The 20098-nt window shown below is 44.3% G+C and carries 18 protein-coding genes; 6 read left to right on the plus strand and 12 right to left on the minus strand.

The window, feature by feature from the left end; genetic code table 11:
- Positions 1-9: 9 nt before the first annotated feature.
- Together ECA1_RS01000 and ECA1_RS01005 are read right to left on the minus strand one after the other, a co-directional pair.
- Entirely contained in the window at positions 10-1083 is a 1074-nt protein-coding gene (locus tag ECA1_RS01000) for a Gfo/Idh/MocA family protein (RefSeq protein ID WP_005228203.1), read from the minus strand.
- Between the two features lie 234 nt (positions 1084-1317).
- A complete protein-coding gene (locus tag ECA1_RS01005) occupies positions 1318-2184 on the minus strand; it encodes an AraC family transcriptional regulator (RefSeq protein WP_060791484.1) in 867 nt (288 codons plus the stop codon).
- A 132-nt stretch (positions 2185-2316) separates the two neighbouring features.
- Here ECA1_RS01005 and ECA1_RS01010 point away from each other — a divergent pair, with 132 nt between their 5' ends.
- On the plus strand, positions 2317-3105 hold the full coding sequence (locus tag ECA1_RS01010; protein ID WP_060791485.1) for a PHP domain-containing protein: 789 nt from the start codon (positions 2317-2319) through the stop codon (positions 3103-3105).
- Positions 3106-3216: 111 nt separating this feature from the next.
- Here the strand turns inward: ECA1_RS01010 and ECA1_RS01015 are convergent, their stop codons facing one another.
- The 6 genes from ECA1_RS01015 to ECA1_RS01040 form a co-directional block, all read right to left on the minus strand.
- Positions 3217-4155: a 2-dehydropantoate 2-reductase gene (locus ECA1_RS01015; protein WP_060791486.1), complete on the minus strand. Its 939-nt coding sequence runs from the start codon at positions 4153-4155 to the stop codon at positions 3217-3219.
- A 266-nt stretch (positions 4156-4421) separates the two neighbouring features.
- Positions 4422-5384 carry an oxygen-dependent tRNA uridine(34) hydroxylase TrhO gene (gene trhO / locus ECA1_RS01020; protein ID WP_060791487.1) on the minus strand — a complete coding sequence of 321 codons (963 nt, stop codon included), beginning with the start codon at positions 5382-5384 and terminating at the stop codon, positions 4422-4424.
- A gap of 107 nt (positions 5385-5491) precedes the next feature.
- Complete coding sequence (locus ECA1_RS01025) at positions 5492-6241, minus strand: alpha/beta fold hydrolase (RefSeq protein ID WP_010749998.1); 750 nt, start codon at positions 6239-6241, stop codon at positions 5492-5494.
- A gap of 99 nt (positions 6242-6340) precedes the next feature.
- On the minus strand, positions 6341-7213 hold the full coding sequence (gene scrK / locus ECA1_RS01030; RefSeq protein WP_010749999.1) for a fructokinase ScrK: 873 nt from the start codon (positions 7211-7213) through the stop codon (positions 6341-6343).
- Between the two features lie 19 nt (positions 7214-7232).
- Positions 7233-7730 (minus strand): LURP-one-related/scramblase family protein, encoded by a 498-nt coding sequence (locus ECA1_RS01035; protein ID WP_005233908.1) that lies wholly within the window; start codon positions 7728-7730, stop codon positions 7233-7235.
- A gap of 3 nt (positions 7731-7733) precedes the next feature.
- Positions 7734-8609 (minus strand): SPFH domain-containing protein, encoded by an 876-nt coding sequence (locus tag ECA1_RS01040; protein ID WP_060791488.1) that lies wholly within the window; start codon positions 8607-8609, stop codon positions 7734-7736.
- 165 nt (positions 8610-8774) lie between these two features.
- Here ECA1_RS01040 and ECA1_RS01045 point away from each other — a divergent pair, with 165 nt between their 5' ends.
- A complete protein-coding gene (locus tag ECA1_RS01045; RefSeq protein ID WP_005228172.1) occupies positions 8775-9131 on the plus strand; it encodes a hypothetical protein in 357 nt (118 codons plus the stop codon).
- A 39-nt stretch (positions 9132-9170) separates the two neighbouring features.
- On the opposite strand, the gene queG is transcribed toward ECA1_RS01045, so the two are convergent.
- Positions 9171-10346, minus strand: coding sequence for a tRNA epoxyqueuosine(34) reductase QueG (queG, locus tag ECA1_RS01050; RefSeq protein WP_060791489.1), 1176 nt, complete (start codon positions 10344-10346; stop codon positions 9171-9173).
- A 259-nt stretch (positions 10347-10605) separates the two neighbouring features.
- Between queG and ECA1_RS01055 the strand changes: the two genes are divergently transcribed.
- From ECA1_RS01055 to dhaL, 4 genes are all read left to right on the plus strand, one after another.
- Positions 10606-12930: an HAD-IC family P-type ATPase gene (locus ECA1_RS01055; RefSeq protein ID WP_034878322.1), complete on the plus strand. Its 2325-nt coding sequence runs from the start codon at positions 10606-10608 to the stop codon at positions 12928-12930.
- A gap of 204 nt (positions 12931-13134) precedes the next feature.
- A complete protein-coding gene (dhaM, locus tag ECA1_RS01060; protein WP_005228160.1) occupies positions 13135-13539 on the plus strand; it encodes a dihydroxyacetone kinase phosphoryl donor subunit DhaM in 405 nt (134 codons plus the stop codon).
- Entirely contained in the window at positions 13536-14519 is a 984-nt protein-coding gene (gene dhaK / locus ECA1_RS01065) for a dihydroxyacetone kinase subunit DhaK (RefSeq protein WP_060791490.1), read from the plus strand. The genes dhaM and dhaK overlap by 4 nt, the downstream gene beginning before the upstream one ends.
- A gap of 14 nt (positions 14520-14533) precedes the next feature.
- Positions 14534-15139, plus strand: a complete 606-nt coding sequence (dhaL, locus tag ECA1_RS01070; RefSeq protein ID WP_060791491.1) for a dihydroxyacetone kinase subunit DhaL — start codon at positions 14534-14536, stop codon at positions 15137-15139.
- Positions 15140-15220: 81 nt separating this feature from the next.
- On the opposite strand, the gene ECA1_RS01075 is transcribed toward dhaL, so the two are convergent.
- The 3 genes from ECA1_RS01075 to aspS all read right to left on the minus strand — a co-directional run bounded on the left by ECA1_RS01075 (position 15221) and on the right by aspS (position 20094).
- Positions 15221-17089, minus strand: a complete 1869-nt coding sequence (locus ECA1_RS01075; protein WP_060791492.1) for an acyltransferase family protein — start codon at positions 17087-17089, stop codon at positions 15221-15223.
- Between the two features lie 198 nt (positions 17090-17287).
- Positions 17288-18163, minus strand: a complete 876-nt coding sequence (locus ECA1_RS01080; RefSeq protein ID WP_010750004.1) for a YitT family protein — start codon at positions 18161-18163, stop codon at positions 17288-17290.
- 155 nt (positions 18164-18318) lie between these two features.
- Positions 18319-20094: an aspartate--tRNA ligase gene (aspS, locus tag ECA1_RS01085; RefSeq protein ID WP_060791493.1), complete on the minus strand. Its 1776-nt coding sequence runs from the start codon at positions 20092-20094 to the stop codon at positions 18319-18321.
- Between the last annotated feature and the right edge of the window lie 4 nt (positions 20095-20098).

The raw sequence follows: 20098 nt of genomic DNA on the forward strand, positions 1-20098 counted from the left end.
CAGCAGTTCTTATAGGTAGACTGGCTCACCGGTTTGCGATGATTTGTAGATCGCTTCTAAAATCTCCGTCACGACCATTGCTTCTTCAGGTTTGACCACTGGTTCGGTATCGTTGATGATCGCATGGATCCACGATTGTGCTTCTAAAATTTCTGGCGTTTCACCGTTTCCTTCATAAAAATCAACGCCGCCTGTTTCAAGTTCGATATTTTTTTCATACAGCAAACTGTGGTCTTCTCCGTTGATGGTCAAACCGTTGTTCATATCTGCACCCGCTTTGCTGCCCATCAGTGTCGTTTTGGCTTCTTTCACATCCAAGCTGTTGAGCGCCCAGCTAGCTTCTAAGAAAATCGTTGCGCCATCTTCCATGACCACAAAACCAAAGGCCGAATCTTCTACTGAGAATTTCTCTGGATCCCAAGGACCCCAAGCATTTGCGGCATTTTTGGTTTGCGACAACTCATGATACGCTTTTCCGACAACAAATTTTGGTTTGTAATTGTTCATCATCCATAAGGTCAGATCCAATGCGTGGGTACCAATATCGATCAACGGACCGCCGCCTTGCGCTTCTTCATCAAGGAAAACACCCCAAGTTGGCACAGCCCGACGACGGATCGCATGAGCTTTCCCAAAATAAATGTTTCCTAATTGTCCTTCGGCGCACACTTCATGAAGATAACGAGAATCTTTTCTAAAACGGTTTTGGTAGCCGATCGTGAGTTTTTTCCCTGTTCGGTTAGCTGCTTCGATCATTGCTTTGGCTTCTGCCGCTGTTTTTGCCATTGGTTTTTCACACATGACATGACAATCCGCTTCTAGTGCGGCAATCGTCAACTCAGCATGTGAGGCGTTTGGTGTACACACATGGATCACATCTAGATCAGCTTGTGCCAACATTTCTTGATAATCGCTGAATACTTGGGCATCTTCGGTCCCAAATGCTGATTTCGCTTCAACTGCACGTTCAACCAGCAGATCACAAAAGGCAACCATTTCTACTTCTTCTACTTGAGACAAGGCAGGCATGTGCTTGCCGTTTGCGATCCCACCGCACCCAATGATTCCAACTTTAACTGTCATATCTTTCCTCCTGAAAACGCTTATTATTTTCTACCTCCTCATTATAGCGAAACATCGAAAGCAGTTCTTCCCAGTTTCCATTGAAAAAATTCCCGAAAATTATCTTATGAAACTTTAACAAAAAGAACCACTCCACAATTTATGAAAAGCGCTTAAAAAAACACTATAGAGAAAAAAATAGTGCCAAATTGACAAAAAAACAGTCGACAAGCAAAGGCTCATCGGCTGTTTCTATCAATTTTGATTCAGTTGTTTCTGGTACTGCAACGGTGATTGACCAACGGCTTCCTTAAAGACATGGTGAAATGTTTTGACACTGGCAAAACCTGCTTTTTCAGCGACTTCTGCCATGGGGATCTTTTCATTGGCCAAGATAAATTTGGCTTGATTGATGCGATATTCCGTCAAAAACTGCATGAAGGTCTTGCCAGTATTGGTTTTAAAGAAACGCGTGAAATAATGGGGACTAAACCCTACATGTCTTGCGGTGTCCTCCATCGTCAAGACTTCTTGGTAATGAGATTCGATGTACTCAAAGACATCATTCAGACGCTGCAAGGTTTCTTTGTATTGCGCGGCTGTTCGCTTTAGCGGATTGACGGCTTGTTTGCGCTTTGGCAAACTTTGATAGCACTCCCCAATCAACTGGTAAAGCAGCCCGAGAGTCAAATAACGCTTCCCAACAACATTTTCCTCTTCCAACTGATACAACTCGATCAAGAGACCTGTTATTTTTTCCGTAAAACTCGTTGGCCAATTTTTGCTGTGGGGCTCCCCTTCTTCAAAGAGTGTCATCAAGGATACTTCATTTTCTCGAAGCAACGGCTCTTCAAAAAGCTTCATATCAAATTGATAGACATAGCGTTCACTCTCAGGCGATGCTAGAAAATAGTGGGGTTGCCCGCTGGAAAAAAGATACAGATCCCCTTCCTCCAACTCAATGATCGTATCGTCAACACCAATATTGACCGTGCCGCGCTTAGCGTAAATGATCTCGATTTCTTTATGGACATGGGGGTAAACGATGGTCAACCCATCATTTAGAAACGTTCGAAAACGAAATTCACTTTCAAATTCAGGAATTTCAAGGTACATACTCATGGCTGACCGACTCCTTCGCTCTATTCTTATTTATTATAAGCGAAAAATTGTCCAAGAGAAAACCTTTTCTCAGCCAATCATAGTTTCTTCTGCTTTTTTGTGGTATCGTATTCAAGAAAAGGAGTCTTGTTTATGAATTATTATGATCAACATCTGCATACATTTTTGTCTTTTGATTCAGATGAACAGTTTGAGAATTATCTTGCTTACCAGCCTGCCTACTTCGTTGCGACAGATCATTTCGATTTGAAGAACCCCTATTCGGGATTCCGTGATGACATTCCTGACTATGAATTACTAGTAAATACCCACCAGAAGCTGCAAGAGACCACAGCGACGAAACTCTTAAAAGGCATCGAGATTGGTGTCGTGCCTGGTCAAGAACAAGAAATCTTGCGCTATCTTGAAAGCCATCCCTATGACTTGAAATTGATCAGTATCCATCAAAACGGTACCTTTGATTATATGGACGATGCCGTGTTGAACAAGGACAAATTTGCAGTCGCCAAACAATACTTTGATCAAATGGCCCACGTGTTGGACTCGTTTTCTGACGGGCACATCGTGACCCACTTTGATTATGGCTTGCGTCGTTTCCAATTTACAGCTGAGGAATTGGCCGCCCATTTTGAAACAGAGTTAACGACGATCTTCAAAAAAATCGTTGCCCGTGACTTAGCGATGGAAATCAACGCGAAGAGCTTTGGCCCCTATCAAAATGCCCACCTTTATCAATATGCTATCCCGCTGTATCAAAGTGTCGGTGGTAAATTGTTCACCCTCGGCTCTGATGCCCATAAAGCCAGTGACTATCGGTTAGATTTTGCAGCGATGAGCGATCTATTGCGTTCCTTTGGTGTCAATCAATTAGCGGTCTTTCAAGGTAGCGAACGGTTTATGGCGGATCTGCCTGCTCAATAGCGTCACCTTTGAATGCACTCTACAACAACACATTTTCAATAAATGGACAAAAAAACGGCGAACCCTAAAAGGATACGCCGTTTTTGTATTTTTAGAATAGATTTACTTAGGTTATTCTGCTGCTAAAATATCTTCCTTAGCATGGATCATTTGAGTCAAAAAGTCACAATAAGGCGTTGGCACTTGGTACTTGCGGCCTTTTCGCGAGATTGCGCCATTGATATAATCGATCTCGGTTTTGCGATGATTATTGATCAAATCTTGATACATGGATGGATAGTGCATTCCGATGCCTTCTGGATCATAGGTTTCTTCAATATGGTGGACTACTTCGGATACATCCAGTTCAACAGATTCATGGGCAGCAACTGCCGCAAATTCTTCCACGATCATTTGGACCATCGCACGCGCCGTTGAGGTTTGTCCGAATTGGGCAATATTCACATTTAAAATCGAACACAAGCCATTTAGGGTGCCGTTGACACAGGCTTTGCGATAGATGGAGTAACGGATGTTCTCAGAATAAGACGCATTCAACCCAGCATCAGCCAAGACTGCCGCCAATTGACGGGCATCTTCTTCTTTCCCCGGTTCGATGTTTTGCAGTTCTACAGAACCATCCCCAAACAAGCGAACATTACCAGGACCAATCAAGTCCGCCGTCCAAATGGTATTTCCTAAAAAGATTTTATCCGTGCTGACATATTTTTCAATCGTGTCCTCATGACCGATCCCGTTTAATAAGCATAAGACTTTCGTTTGCTCTCCGATCATCGGTTTGATCGTTTGCATCATTTGATCCAGTTGCATCGCTTTAGTAAAGACCAGGATCAAGTCTGCTTGTACAGTCGTTGGGATCTCATTTTGCGAATAGATCGAAAAAGGGACTGCGATCTCTTCACCGTTTAAGTTCGCTCGTAATCCGTGTTCACGGATCGCTTCGATATGCGCAGGCCAGCCGTCGATTAACGTGACGTCATTTCCGCCTCTTTTTAGCATAATAGCAAAACGGCTGCCCATAGCACCTGCACCAGCAATAACAATTTTCATCTGAATTCCTCTTTCCTCTTCCACAATTAGGTATAGTTTACTCTAAAATCGTGAAATATGCGAGAGCCTTGCGTTTTTTCTCGATAGGAAAGAAAAAAGAACAATTGGAATAGTTAGATTTTTCAGATAATTAAAAAACAATCGTTTCCAATTCTGTCCATTCAAAAAAGCCGCACGGAAGGTGGAAAGACTGACTGAGCTAAGCCAGTTTTCGGACTCACGTGCAACTCTTTTAATCCTTCATTTCCTGTGAAACAGTTGTCGGTTTAGGCAGTGACTGTTTCATTTTTTGTTGCAAAGTTTTTTAACCGTTCAGCTTTTTCTGCTTCTGTGATTCCATGTTGCTCCACGTAACGGTTGTGTTCGTGGATGGCACAATCATAGCTGCAGGCACCTAAATGGGCAGCCTGATTTTCCTCAGAAGTTAAGAATTGGCGATTGCATTCTGGGTTGGCACAGTTTACATAGCGCTCGCAAGGTGTCCCATCAAACCAGTCGCGGCCGATGACTTTTTTATCTACATGATTGATTTCCACACTGATGCGTTCATCAAAGACGTACATTTTCCCATCCCAAAGCTCACCTTGAACTTCTGGGTCATTCCCATAAGCAAAGATACCTCCATGGAGTTGGGCCACATCTTCAAAGCCTTCTCGCAGCAGCCAGCCTGAGAATTTTTCACAACGGATACCACCAGTACAATAAGTAACGACTTTTTTATCCATGAATTTTTCTTTATTATCGATGAACCATTGCGGCAACTCACGGAAGCTGCGGATATCGGGACGAACGGCTCCTCGGAAATGGCCTAAATCATATTCATAATCGTTACGGGCATCGATCACCACGGTATCTTCATCTAACAACGCTTCTTTGAACGCTTTAGGATCTAAATATTTTCCAGTCATTTCTAATGGATCGATGTCGTCTTCAAGGTTCAATGAAACCAATTCTTTACGCGGACGAACGAATAGCTTTTTAAACGCATGTTCTTCTACTTCGTCAATCTTATAAAAAATCCCTTTAAAACGGGGATCAGCTTCCATTTTTTCCATATAGCGATCCGTTGCTTCAACCGTTCCAGAAAGTGTGCCATTGATCCCTTCATTGGCTACTAAAATACGGCCCTTGATGCCAATTTCTTTTCCAAATGCTAAATGCTCCTTGGCGAAGCTTTCCGGATCTTCAATTGTTGTGTATTTATAAAATAATAAAACGCGGTATGTCAAACCAATTCCTCCTTTTTTTGCACCCTACAGTATAGGTTATCACGTGACAAAAAACGAGTTTTATGCTTGTACCTTTTCACACAATCTTTTTCCTTGCGCAAACCGTGTCATGGATTGGTTTGATTGAGCTCTGCCACGAAAAAAGCTGTGACTTGATCCATCGTTTCTCCACGTACCAGATGGCGTTCTTCTCGCGAGATAAACTGCAAATTTGCTTCTGGATTTTCTGCCACAAAGGCTTCCACATCACCATAAGGAATTTTCTCGTCTTGGGTACCATGCCAAAACAAAAGAGGACGCTGTCCCAATTTCTCTGGTTGAGAAGACAGGTCGTAAGCATCCATCCAGCTTAAAAGCTGACCATAATCCTCGGGTACAAAGAACCCAGCAGCGCCAGCGTGCATTTGGATGCGGTCACGGTATTTCAACATGGAAGGAGAACCCATGATACAAGCTGCCGCTGTGATTTCTGGATGCTGGCACAATAAACCGCACGTGGTCATCCCTCCCATGGAGACTCCGCCAACTGCGATCTGACCGTTGACCAAACCAAGGTTTTCAAAAAAATCGACTAAGTAAGAAAACTCAAATAGATTGGTTTGGATACTTTGCCAAAAAGTTAGAGAAGGAATCTCCGATAGTTGGGTCTTGCGCTCCCCATGATTGGCTGCATCTGGCAAGACCACCCGAAAACCTTCTCTAGCCAACTTTCTGCCTTGTGTCAACACTAATTCTTTACTCGTCTGCCAGCCATGGTAGTAAATAATCAATGGCAGCGGCTCATAAATCATTTCTTCTGGTACGACTTCTAAGACCGGAATATTCCCGATTTTTCTTTTTCGAACAGCTAATTTCATTCTTTTCCACCTCAGCTTAAGTATACAAAAAGTCGCCAAAAGTGCCACTGATACGCTGTAAAAAAAGACCATACCCGAAGAGTATGATCTTTTTTTTATTTATGAATGTAAGACCGCTTCTCGAGCCAATGCCAAACAACCGAGCGTTCCAGCGTTGTCTTCCAATGCTGGGGTCACGATATATTTGCTTAACTCAGGTGTTTCGACATACCCATTGACCAATTTTGCAAATGCGTCGTGGACATTTTGCAGCATATGGCGTTGTTTCATCACACCACCGCCAAAAATGATCACATCTGGAGAAAACATCAAGGTTGTATTGTAGGCACATTGAGCAATATAGGAGGCTTCGATTTCCCAATAAGGATCATCTTCTGCAACCTCTTGACCTTTTTTCCCTAAGCGTTTTTCGATGGCGGGTCCAGCAGCCATCCCTTCTAAACAGTTGCCATGAAATGGACAGCTGCCAGCAAAGTCATCTTTTGGATGAGGGACGACCAGCATATGCCCCATTTCTGGATGACTAAAGCCTTCGATAAAGCGCCCTTCTTGTAAGGCACCGCCGCCAACACCTGTACCGATCGTGTAATAAACGACACTACTCAATCCTTTGCCACTGCCGAAGACATACTCACCATAGGCAGCCGCATTGACATCTGTTGTCCAAGAAATCGGGATCGGAAATTCTTTTTTCATGGTACCGATGAAATCAAAATTTTGCCATGCCAATTTCGGGGTCGAGGTAATGTACCCATAAGTGGCAGAATCGCGATGGATATCGATGGGCCCAAATGAGCCAATCCCAATCCCTGCTAAATCTGCTTGGTATTGTTTGAAGAAACCAATGACTAAAGGCATTGTTTCCTCAGGTGTCGTTGTCGGAAAGCTCACTCTTTCCTTGATTGTCATTTCTTCATCGCCAATGGCGCACACAAATTTTGTGCCGCCTGCTTCAATCGAACCGTATAACATGCACATCGCTCCTTTTTTTCTAACTACTTGCTGAACTTGACGCTGCGGCATCATCTGCTTTGACGCGATCGATGGCTACCACTAATGCAATGATCAGGTCATCTAGATCTTCTTCATAGATCACAACTTCATAGGTATCGCCCCAAGAGATCCATTTTTTGTGGATCTCTGCGATCCGTTTGCCGTTGCGGTTGACCACAAAATCCATATCCCACCAATTGCCGTCCACATCGATGCCTTCTGCACTGATGGAATAGCGGGCTTTAAAAAATGTGAAATGTTTTTCTAAAACGATCGCTTCTTGGCCGTGGACTTCCACAAAAAATTTCGGTAATAAACTGAACACTTTTTTGGTGATCTCCGCGATCGGTCGCTGCTGCTCATTGAAGATCGTAAAACTTTTCGGGATCTTAAAAAAACTGCCTTCGACATAATAGCGAGGGTTTTGTAAATCATCAGTGACGGTAAATTTTTCACCGATGCTGAAAACCTTCTGTTTGATGTAAAGTTTCTTCAAATGCTAAACTCCTTTCTCTTTGACATCGCCCGTATTGATCACCGGCTGCGTGCCTTTATCGGTAATGATCGATACCAATAAATTATTGATCAGTTGGACTTTGCGGTCATCCGTGAAATTGATGTCCTGTCCGTCTTCGATTTGTTCTAACGCCATTTGTGTCATGGAGACGGCCCCTTCAACAATGATTTGTCGTGCAGATAAAATCGCTTTGGCTTGTTGGCGCTGCAGCATCGCACTAGCGATCTCAGTCGCATACGCCAAATGGTTTAAGCGAGTCTCCAAGACTTCGACCCCAGCAACAGCCAATCGTTCTTGCAATTCTTTTGCCAGCTCCTCCGAGACTTCACTTGTATTGCCTCGCAACGTCAGATCATCGTCATTGAACGTGTCATACGGGTATTGCGTCGCAATATGACGAATCGCTGTTTCACTTTGGATCTCAATGAAATCTTGGTAATAATCGACATCAAACAATGCTTTCGCCGTATCTACGACTTTAAAAACCACCACCGCCGAGATCTCGATCGGGTTTCCGTCTGAATCATTGACCTTCAACAGCGAACTGTTAAAGTTGCGGACTTTCAATGAAACATTGATTTTTTGGGTTAATGGGGTTGTCACGAACAAGCCGTTGTCTTTAATGGTCCCTAAATATTGCCCAAAAAAGAGGATCGCTTTGGCTTGATTGGGTTGTACGATCGTTAACGAACTAAGGAAAAGAAACGAAACGATCCATAAAAGAATGCTGAGAACGATTTCGAGAACGCTCTCATTTACGAACCCATGATAAAACAAATAACCGCCGCCAACCAATAACCCGATCAGCACAACCAGTGCTAAATACCCATTCACATGAAATGTCTGTTTTTCTGTCATTTTTATTCCTTCCCTTCTTGCTCTTATCTTACCTTGGTTAAAGCCGCTGTGCAAATGTTCTTGCGCATATCAGCGACGATTCCCAATCAAGCTATTTTGTTTTCTGCAACTTTCCCGTTACAATTAAGGTAGGACAAAATTTTTCTCAAAAAAGGGGTAATTCTTATGGCACAAAAAATTGACTTAGAAACGAGTAAATGGTCGTTGGAATCGATCATTAAAACGGTCGGCACCGATCTTTCCTCTGTTGTGGAGGTACAAAACAAAGACGGCATTGACGTTGTAGTGATCTCGAAAGACGAGTGGCAACATCTTTTGGAATTACTCGATGCGCGTCATGCAGAAGGCTATCGGTTAGAACAAGAGCTTCCTGAAGAAATTTTAGTTGACGTTGCCGATACCGACAACCAATACACCGAAGAAGGCGAGTTAGAAATGGAGCTGCCTGAGCGTGTGCATCCAGCACCTGATTTTGAACTGGATTCAGAAGAAATCGTTGAAAGTGATGACGTACTAGATTAAATAAAAAAGCAAAACGGCCCCGGGCTCGTTTTGCTTTTTTTATAGCTCTTTTTCTTGCCTTTTGGTAATGACTGCTTGCAATCGTTCGATGGCAGGCTGCAATTCTTGTAGCGCCTCTTCTTCGGGTTCTAACTCTGCACACCGTTGCAGTCGCTCTAACCACATTTCTGGTTCTTTGACGCCCAACTGGCCAATGGCCCAATAAGCCGTTCCTCGAATCACTGGGCGCACGTCTTCTGTCGCACAGCGCCAAATCGCTGGCAAGGCACTGCGATCCCCTACATTGGCTAAGGCGATGATGGCATTACGCTGCAACGGTTTTTTCCCCCGCCAAGAGCCAGATAGATGGCCAAATTGTGCCTTGAAGGCTTTGTTTGATAAAGACAGCATCGGTTGCAGTTTTGGATAAACGGTATCGACTTCAGGCTCCATCTCTTGATGAAAATGGAAGTCTTTCCCCCGATTATAAGGGCAGACCAGCTGACAAATATCGCAGCCGTAAATCACGTTATGCATCTTTTTGCGGTACTCTTCTGGCATCATACCCTTCGTCTGGGTTTGATAGGACAAACAGCGCTGGGCATTCATTCGACCATCGCCCAATAACGCTTTGGTGGGGCAAGCCGTCACACAACGCATGCAATCACCACAACCAAACGGGACTTCTTCATCTGGTTCAAGAGAGATATTAGTGACGATCTCCCCTAGATAAACAAACGAACCAAATTCTTCCGTAATCAGCAAGCCATTACGACCGATAAAGCCAAGACCCGCCCGCTGCGCTGCCGCCACATCCACCAATTCCCCTGTATCGACTTGCGGTGCGAAACGCCATTCGACTTGTTCTTCCATCGTTTGCGCTTGTTCTTTGATAAAGGCGATCAAGCGATCCAATCGTTCTCGCAAAATATCATGGTAATCGATGCCCCACGAGGCACGGGCAAACATGCCGCGTTTTTCATCCCGCGGGACTTTCTCTTTGATTTTTGTCGGATAAGCTAAAGCGATCGCAATGATCGTTTGCGGATTTTCAAATGTCCGTTCAGGATAGATACGCTCTTCGATCACGGGATGCTCAAAACCAGACGTATGACCTTTGGCTTTTTGTTCCCACAAGGAAGGCTCCAATGCCAAAAACGGCTCCGCTGAAGCAAACCCGATCTTGTCAATGCCAAGCCGCTTGCTTTCTGCAATAATTTTTTCTTTTAAAGACATGCTCGCTACCCTCTTTTGTCCGCTAAGCATCTGCTTCTCGGCTTTTTCTCTTCCCCTATTATACGTAAGCACCTGAAAAAAGTCGATGGTGCGGTTTGTTCCCCCAGTTTTTTTCTTTCTTTAAAAGAACACGTGTTGATTGTTTAAGATTTTAATTAATTTTATCGTTATTTTCCTCGCAACGATTGCATTGCCTTTTTCGAATGCTAGACTAGATAAAGGAATTAGAAAGAAATGAACAAATGAAATGGAGATGCTTATGACTCAATTACCCACCGGCTTGACTGCAGCAGAAGTCGCCAAGAAAACCCAAGAGGGGTTGCACAATGATTATGAAACAAAAACCAGTAAATCAACTGCTGCGATCATCAAAGACAATTTACTGACATTATTCAATTTTCTCAATCTATTGATTGGCGTTTTTTTATTTGCCGTAGGCGCCTATTCCAACATGTTCTACTTAGCGATTATTTTTGTGAATATCACCATTGGGATCAGCCAAGAATTGCACGCGCGTAATTTAGTAAAAAAACTCTCACTTGTTTCACCGCAAACGGTACGAGTGATTCGAGATGCCCAAATCCATGAGATTTCAGCCAAAGAATTGGTCTTAGAGGACGTAGTTATTCTTGGTGCTGGGGACCAAATCCCCGCTGATATGACGGTGCTTTCTGGACTAGTCGAAGTCAATGAAGCGATGCTGACTGGTGAAGCCGATCTGGTTGTCAAAGAAGCAGGTGCTTCCTTACTCTCAGGGAGTTTCATCGTCAGCGGTGAAATGACAGGAACAGTCCTTCATGTCGGTGCAGAAAACTACGCAGCGAAACTAAGCAATGAGGCAAAGGTCCACAAACCGATCCGCTCTGAGCTGCTTGCTTCGATCCGTAGTGTATCCAAATTCACCAGCTATGTAATCGTTCCTTTAGGGGTGATTTTGTTCTTCCAAGCCTTTATGATGCGAGATGCTGGGATCAAGGAATCCGTCGTCGTTTCTGCCGCTGCCTTATTAGGAATGTTACCAAAAGGACTTGTCCTGCTGATCAGTATCGCCTTGACGACAGGTGTCATTAAATTGGCAAAAAAACGGATTTTGGTCCAAGACATGTATGCCGTTGAAACCTTAGCGCATGTCGATACCCTTTGTCTGGATAAGACGGGGACGTTGACGGAAGGCCATATGGTTCTCGAATCGATCGTTCCTCTCCAAGCCGACAGCGACCCTAACATGCTCTTAGGGAATTATTTGGCAGCCAGTACGGATAACAATTTGACGATGCAAGCATTGCGTCAAGGCTGTCCTGAGCTAACGGATCATCAGCCGATCGACGTCGCTGCCTTTTCTTCACAGCGCAAATGGGGTGCTGTGGCTTTTGAACATCTAGGAAATGTCTATCTTGGTGCACCTGAAAAAGTCGCCGGCTCTGCTGCCTTGCCGCAAGTCATAGAAGCGCAAGAAGCGGGTCTACGGGTGTTGATTTTAGCCGTAGAAACTGATCCAAAAACGCCGACATCCTTTGACCCAACCAACGCACAAGCGGTGGCTGTCTTGATTTTATCCGATATCATCCGCCAAAACGCAGAAGAAACCTTGGCTTACTTAGCGGATCAAGGCATCGATCTAAAAGTGATCTCTGGCGATAATCCAATAGCTGTCGCAGCGATCGCCCATCGTGCAGGCCTAGCGAATGCCGATCAAGCCATCGATCTTTCTACCTTAACGACCGAAGCAGAAGTCCGAGAAGCTGCGACACGCTATACGGTCTTTGGTCGTGTGACTCCTGAACAAAAGAAACTACTCGTTCAAGAATTAAAAGCCAATCAACGGACCGTTGCCATGACGGGTGATGGCGTCAACGATGTGTTGGCACTACGGGAAGCCGACGTCAGCATTGCAATGGCTGCTGGCGACAGTGCGGCTCGTCAAATCGCTAACTTTGTCTTATTGGATTCTGACTTTACTACGTTGCCAGATGTTTTATTTGAAGGACGCCGCGTCGTCAATAACGTGACCAAAGCGTCGGGAATCTTCTTTATCAAGACGATTTACAGCTTCTTGCTCTCTTTGGTTTGTATCCTGACATCCAGCGCCTTTCCGTTCTTGCCGATCCAAATCACATTGATCGACTTAGCAATTGAAGGTTATCCATCTTTCTTCCTTTCCTTTGAAGAAAACAAAGCACCGATCAAAGGTCGTTACTTGCCGACAGTCTTGCTCAATGCGTTGCCAAATGCCTTGTTGGTGTTAGTCAATTACTTTGCGATCCGCTTTTTACAAACCGACTACGGTTGGTCGCAATTTGATACGACGACCTTGTTGTACTATTTGTTGATCGGGATCAGCTGTATCGCTGTGATTCGCGCTTGCTTGCCATTAAATCCATTGCGATTGTTCTTAGCGATTACCACTACCGTGGGGATCTATGTTGCAGCAATGCTCTTCCACGGTCTGCTGGAAGTCGGTTTCTTGACCGCTGTGACCTTGCCTTATTTCCTTGGCATGATGGCATTAAATATCTGTCTGTACGTTGGGCTTTCTTTCCTAACGAAGCGCTTTTCAGCCAAAATGCTCGTTAAACAATCCTAATTGATTTTGCAGCATCGCTCTTTCTTGCTTTGTCCAGAAAGACGATGCTGTTTTTTTGTCCTCTCCATAGGTGCAACCATACAAGAAGAAAGAAATTTGGTATACTGAACCTGTAGGCGGTTTCAACAAGGACGGTGTTTCTTTGGAAAAGGCAACCCTCTTGTCAAACAGCCAAATTTAATCAGAAAGTGTTGGTGAAATTGGATGAAAAAAAGTATTTTACTCGTTTCTCACAGTCAGCAACTCACCGAAGGATTAAAACAGATGATCGAAGAAATGGCTGATGGCGAGTCAGTCACGATCTATTCTTTAGGCGGGACAGCAGAAGGAGAGCTGGGTTCTGACGCCACGAAAATCGTGGATGCCGTCAACGAATCCGCAGATGCTGAACTGATCTTAGTCTTTGCCGATCTAGGCAGTGCCGTTTTGAATGCCGAACTTGCTTACGACATGCTGGAACCTCAGCAACAAGAACGCTATCACCTGATCGACGCGCCGCTGGTGGAAGGTGCCTTTGCTGCAGCGATCACCGCTGGTTTTAGTGATGATTTGGCGCAAATCGTTGCAGAAGCAAAAAAAGCAGCCGAGAAAGGATGGCATGAAGCATGAAAAAAATCATTAATGATCCCTCAATGATCGTAGAAGAAATGTTGGCTGGTATCGTAGGCAGTTATCCTGAACTGGTCCATCAAGTCGCCGACTCACGGGTGATCGCTAAGAATAATCAAAAAGAACAAGTCGGTCTTGTTTCTGGCGGTGGGAGCGGACATGAGCCGGCCCATGCTGGCTTTGTCGGTGATGGGATGCTTAGCGCCGCCGTTTTAGGCGATGTCTTCACCTCCCCTACCCCCGACCAGATTTTGACGGCTATCCAAGATTCTGATCAAAGACAAGGCGTCTTGTTGATCGTCAAAAACTATACTGGCGATATCTTGAACTTTGAGATGGCCAAAGATATGGCAGAAATGGAAGAGATCACAACGGAGATCGTGGTCGTTGATGATGATATCGCTGTTGAAAATAGCACCTATACGGCTGGAAAACGAGGAGTTGCCGGTACGGTCTTAGTCCACAAGATTTTAGGCGCAGCTGCTCGTAATGGTGCCAGCTTAAGTGAATTAAAAACACTGGGCGATGCCTTGGTTGCATCGATCAAAACCATTGGGGTCGCATTAAAAGCGGCAACAGTTCCTGAAGTTGGGAAACCAGGTTTTGACTTAGCCGATGATGAGATCGAGTATGGCGTGGGTATCCACGGCGAACCTGGTTACCGTCGAGAAAAACTGAAACCCTCACGTGAACTAGCACAAGAGTTGGTGGAAAAAATCTTGGCGGATTATGAAAAGACCCCAGAAAAAGTCGGTGTCTTGATCAACGGTATGGGTGGTACGCCGCAAATGGAGTTATTCGTTTTTGCCAATGATGTCGCGAAATTACTCGCAGAAAAAGACATCCCTGTCTCCTTCCATAAAGTCGGCAATTTCATGACTTCCATCGATATGCAGGGACTTTCACTGACCTTGATCGACTTCAGCGAAACGGATCACACCGATGCGTTAAATGAAGCCGTCACAACAATAGCCTGGTAAAGGAGCGAATAGAGATGCAATTGACAACAGAAACGGTGCAAGCATGGTTAGATACCTTCACAAAAGAAATCGAAGCAAACAAAGCCTATTTGAGCGATTTAGATACACCGATCGGCGACGGAGACCATGGCAACAATATGGCACGCGGCGTAGCTGCTTATCAAGAAGCTTATGCCAAACAACAGCCAACGACGATCAGTGATACCTTTAAAGTCTTCTCGATGGCAATGATCTCAAAAGTCGGCGGCGCTTCAGGTCCCCTTTATGGTTCGGCGTTTATGAATATGACTAAAGCAACGAAGGAACTAGAAACGATCGACTCCTTTGAACAATTAGGTACGATCGTTGAAGAAGGCTTGACGGGCATCAAAATGCGGGGAAAAGCTGAGTTTGAGGATAAGACCATGATCGATGTCTGGCAACCTGTCGCAGAAGCCTTGAAAAAAGGTGAATTGACCAAAGACACGATCGAAGCAGCGAAAGAACATACCAAAGAACTCGTTGCTAAAAAAGGCCGCGCCTCTTATGTTGGTGAACGTGCCATCGGTCATATCGATCCCGGATCGGCTTCTAGTGCGATTTTGTTTGACTCACTATTAACGGTGATAGAAAAGGATTAAAGAAAAAACGATGCTCTTAAAAAGCACCGTTTAAGACAAAAGACAAACCTTATGATTGCGTAAGGTTTGTCTTTTTCTTGTTTATTCCTCTTGTAAAATCGTTTGGGCAACTAGCTTCACGTATTGATCCATGCCATCTGGATTTGGATGGACCCGATCTTCATAGAACCATGACTCTTGGTCATTACTCAAATCATACCAATCGATCAAGGTCATATTGACGTATTTTTCCGCCATGCGCTCCAACATCCGATTGACTTCATTTTGCCAACGCTGTGTCGGTACCCGCACATTGATCCAGTAGACTTTGCGATCACCGATCTCATTCATAAAGCTGTCAAATTGGGCTTCTGTAAAGGAACCATTCGTCCCTAGCCCCACAAGGACGGTATCCCGCAAAAGATTTTTTTCTTTCAAGTCTTTGATCAATTCAGGACTCGCATACAGCTGGCGCCCAACATCCCCATCAACTACCGCTTGGGTAAAGACTTCTTTCAAGTCAGCCGTTGCATCCAGCATCACGGAATCACCAAAAGCCGTGATTTCAAGAGATTCTGCTTTTTTCACTTGGGCTGCTGTTAAATCATATTTTTCCATGATATTTTTTTCATCTTCACTTGTGTTCGCCTCATCGTCTGCTTCATTGCCTTCAGCATTCGCATTCTTTTGCGATTGCTCTGCCGCTTTTTTATTGGCCGCAATGTTGTCTTTCAACTGCTGCTGCTGGGCATCGACATAATTCGTCGGTGCGGTCACGACGCCAAACAAAGCAACGAGGGTAATCAGTAAGCTGGGCACTAACCACGGTTTTTTCCAACTAAAAATTGGTTTACTGAACCAACCGCGGACCGTTCTGAATGTATCTTTGTACTGGAATTTACGCATTGGGTTTTCGATAAACCGATAGGACAATTCACTGATAAACAAGATCAAGAATAGTTCCACTAACGTGTGCATCAGCACGTTCTCCCCGATATTCCCCACTTTTGCTTCGTAAAAAATCATCACTGGAAATTGATACAAATAAATCCCATAACTGCGCTTGCCGATATAACTGAAAATCGGATTACTCAATACCCGATTCAAGCTGGCTCCGGGATGAGCGGTGACTGCCACAAGAATCGTACATAGGATACTGATCAAGAACATGCCGCCATAATAGACAAAAGTCAAATGATCATCTAAGAAAAAGAACGCTGCGATCAGACCAGCCAAGGAAGCAAAGCCAGAGATATTCAAGACCCGTTTGGCTTTTTGCGGTATCTCTTTCTTCAAATGGGTACTTGGCCAAATGAATGCTAAGGCACTCCCCATCCAGATCGAAAAGAGCCGCGTATCCGTTCCATAATAGACCCGTGTCGGATCAGCGCCTGGTGTGTAAAGGACTGCTAACAGAATTGCCGACAAAATCGTGACTGCGGCAGTAAATTTAAAGGCGCGATGCCTCTGCTTGCCGATTTTCATCAGCAAAATAAATACTAAAGGCCAAATCAGATAGTTCTGTCCCTCCACAGCCAGCGACCACAGATGGGTAAAGGGGGATTCATTACCGAACCGATCAAAATAGGATAACCCATGATTGATCTGCCACCAGTTGTTGTAATAAAGCAACGAGCTAACAAAAACCCCGCGCAAATTATTCAACAGGTTTCGCTGGAACAACGTGATATATGCTGCTGAGATAAGCAGCATCATCACCATTCCTGGATAGAGCCGTTTCATCCGCCGAACATAAAAATCTTTGACTTTGATTTTGCCGTTTTGATCCCACTCTTGCCTCAGCAAGTCAGTGATTAAATAACCTGATACGACAAAGAATACTGGAACTCCTAAATACCCGCCTCGCATATGAGTAGGTAGTAAATGATATAAAATAACGCCGATGACTGCCAAGGTTCGAATGCCGTCAAACCCGGTAATATAGCGGCTTGTGCTTAAACGTTTATTCATTTTTCAACCACTTTTCTCTAATTGATCCAATTGTTTCATAAAAAAACAATTTCAGCATGAACGCTATTGATTCCATACTCTCATAATTTACCAGAAATCCCCCATATAAAGCTAGCAACATCTGCTATATTTCAAAAAAATTAATTTTTGGCGAAAAAAAAGTACTTCTATAAAGAAATACTTTTTTCAACTCCTTTTTCACAGTTCTTCTTCATAAAAGCGACCCAAAATCTGGACATTTTCTGCAATACTGACAAAGGCTTTTGGATCGGCTTCTTTCATGGCACTGCGCAGCATCGGCAGTTCAAAGCGTGTCACTACCGTCAGCAAAACCGTTTGTTTGTCATGCTTGTACGCCCCTTCGGCTTCATTGATGATGGTAATCCCTCGCCGCATATGTTTTTGGATCGTTTGAATGACTTCTTCTGGGTTGCGGGTGATGATCGTCACCTGCATTTTCTTTTGCTTCGTAAAGACCGCATCCGTCACTTTTCCACTGACAAAAATCGCGATCGCACTATACAACGCATATTGCCAGCCAAACAAGATCCCTGCGGCGAACAAAATAACAATGTTAAAGAAAATCGATATCGAGCCGATCGTCTTCCCTGTCCGTTTGCGGATGGCAATGCTGACAAAATCCAGCCCTCCTGAAGAAAGACCATTCTTCAAAGCATAGCCGATCCCCACCCCGTTGATGGCACCACCGAAAATCGCACAGATCATCGGGTCCGTCGTAACGGTTTCTTCGGGTAAAATTTGCACGAATAAGGAGGTGAGTAAAACAGTAATTCCAGTAAAAATCGTAAACTTGTGGCCGATCTTAAACCAACCTAGAAAAAATAATGGCACATTCAACAATAATAGCGCAAGAGATAAGGGGATATAAAACCCGAGCCCTTCTCTTGAGATCGTGGTGATGATCTGAGCGACACCCGTAATGCCGCTGGAATAAATATTACCTGGTTGATAGAAGAAATTGACCGCAATCGATGCCAGCAGCGCATAGACGATCGAAAACGAAAGTTTGTTGGCGTATTCTGGATGCGGGAGCCATTTAAACAGAGGAGTCATTGCATTTCATAGCCTCACTTTTTTGATTTGCCTTTATTATACTTCAGCTCATAAAAAAAGAAACGAGCAATGAAAGAAATGGGTGAATTCTCATGAACTTTTTTCATTCATTCACCAATTTCTATTTCATCACTCATTTCATCATGGTTTAACGCTTATTCGTTTTCTTCAACCGTTGTTACATCGATGTTCAAGTCAAACAATTGCATTGGCGAAACGGTACTTGGCGCTTGAGACATTGGATCAGCTGCTTTCCCATTTTTAGGGAAAGCAATGACTTCGCGAATGTTTTCTTCACCAGCCAAGAGCATCACTAACCGGTCTAACCCAAGGGCGATGCCGCCATGTGGTGGGAACCCATAATCCAAAGCATCCAATAAGAAGCCAAATTGATTTTGCATCTCGCGACGTGAGAAGCCTAGCGCTTCAAACATTTGCTCTTGCACTTCCCGTGTATGGATACGCAATGATCCGCCACCTAGCTCGTAACCGTTTAGCACGATATCGTAGGCTTGCGCATAGACTTTTGAAGGGTCTGTCGTTAACAACGGCAGATCGCTTTCTTTTGGCAATGTGAATGGATGGTGAGCAGAAACGTAGCGGCCTGCTTCTTCATCGTATTCAAATTGCGGCCAATCAGTGACCCATAGGAAGTTGAATTTGCTCTCGTCGATCAAGCCTAATTCTTTTCCTAATTTATTACGGATCGCCCCCAATGTTGCTGAAACGATCGCAAAGGAATCGGCACCAAACATCAGAATATCGCCAACTTCCGCATTGGCTGCTGCAATGATCGCGTCGGTCGCTTCTGTCAAGAATTTAGCGATCGGTCCTTTCAATCCATCTTCTTCAACTTTGACCCATGCCAATCCTTTGGCACCAAATTGACCAGCGTAATGGCCTAGATTGTCCATATCTTTTCTGGAGTATTTGTCTGCAGCCCCTTTGGCGTTCAAGACTTTCACAACGCCGCCTTTTTCAAGAGCCATTTGGAAGACTTTAAAATCAACGTCTTTCACAACTTCTGATAAGTCGATAAGCTCCATGTCAAACCGTGTATCTGGTTTGTCACTGCCGTAGCGTCCCATTGCCTCATCATAGGTCATCCGTGGGAATGGCAAGGTAACTTCGATGCCTTTGACTTCTCGCATCACTTTTGCCAACAGCTCTTCCGTATAGGTTTGGATTTCTTCTGCCGTCAAGAAAGAGGTTTCGATATCGACTTGGGTAAATTCTGGTTGACGGTCGCCCCGCAAATCTTCGTCACGGAAGCAACGTACGATTTGATAGTAGCGATCGAAGCCAGCACCCATCAATAACTGTTTAAAAATTTGTGGTGATTGCGGCAACGCATAGAAATGACCTGGATAGATCCGTGAAGGAACCAAATAATCCCGCGCACCCTCTGGTGTTGATTTTCCTAGATAAGGTGTTTCGATATCCAAGAAGTCGTTCGTATCTAAGAAATTGCGGATTGCTTGCGTCGTTTTCGCCCGCATCACGATGTTGTTCGTCATTTTTGGACGACGCAAGTCTAAATAACGGTATTTCATGCGAATCTCATCGCCAACGGTTTGATCATCTTCAATCAAAAAGGCTGGTGTTTTTGCAGTGTTTAAAATCGTGATTTCGCTGATCATCACTTCATAGGCACCTGTCACCATTTTCGGATTGATGGCTTCTGGTGCACGATTGATGACTTGACCTATTACTTCTAACACATATTCACTGCGGCATTTGTCCGCGATTTCCCAGGCTTCTTTCGAAACCTCAGGATTGAAGACGATTTGCACGATCCCTTCTCGGTCGCGCAAGTCAATAAAGATCACGCCCCCTAAGTCACGGCGCTTTTGCACCCAGCCTTTTAGAGTTACTGTCTGGTTTAAATGGGTCTCATTTACTAACCCGCAATATACTGTACGTTTTGTCATTCTT

Origin of the sequence: Enterococcus casseliflavus NBRC 100478, from assembly GCF_001544095.1 — a bacterium.
Taxonomy (GTDB): domain Bacteria; phylum Bacillota; class Bacilli; order Lactobacillales; family Enterococcaceae; genus Enterococcus_D; species Enterococcus_D casseliflavus.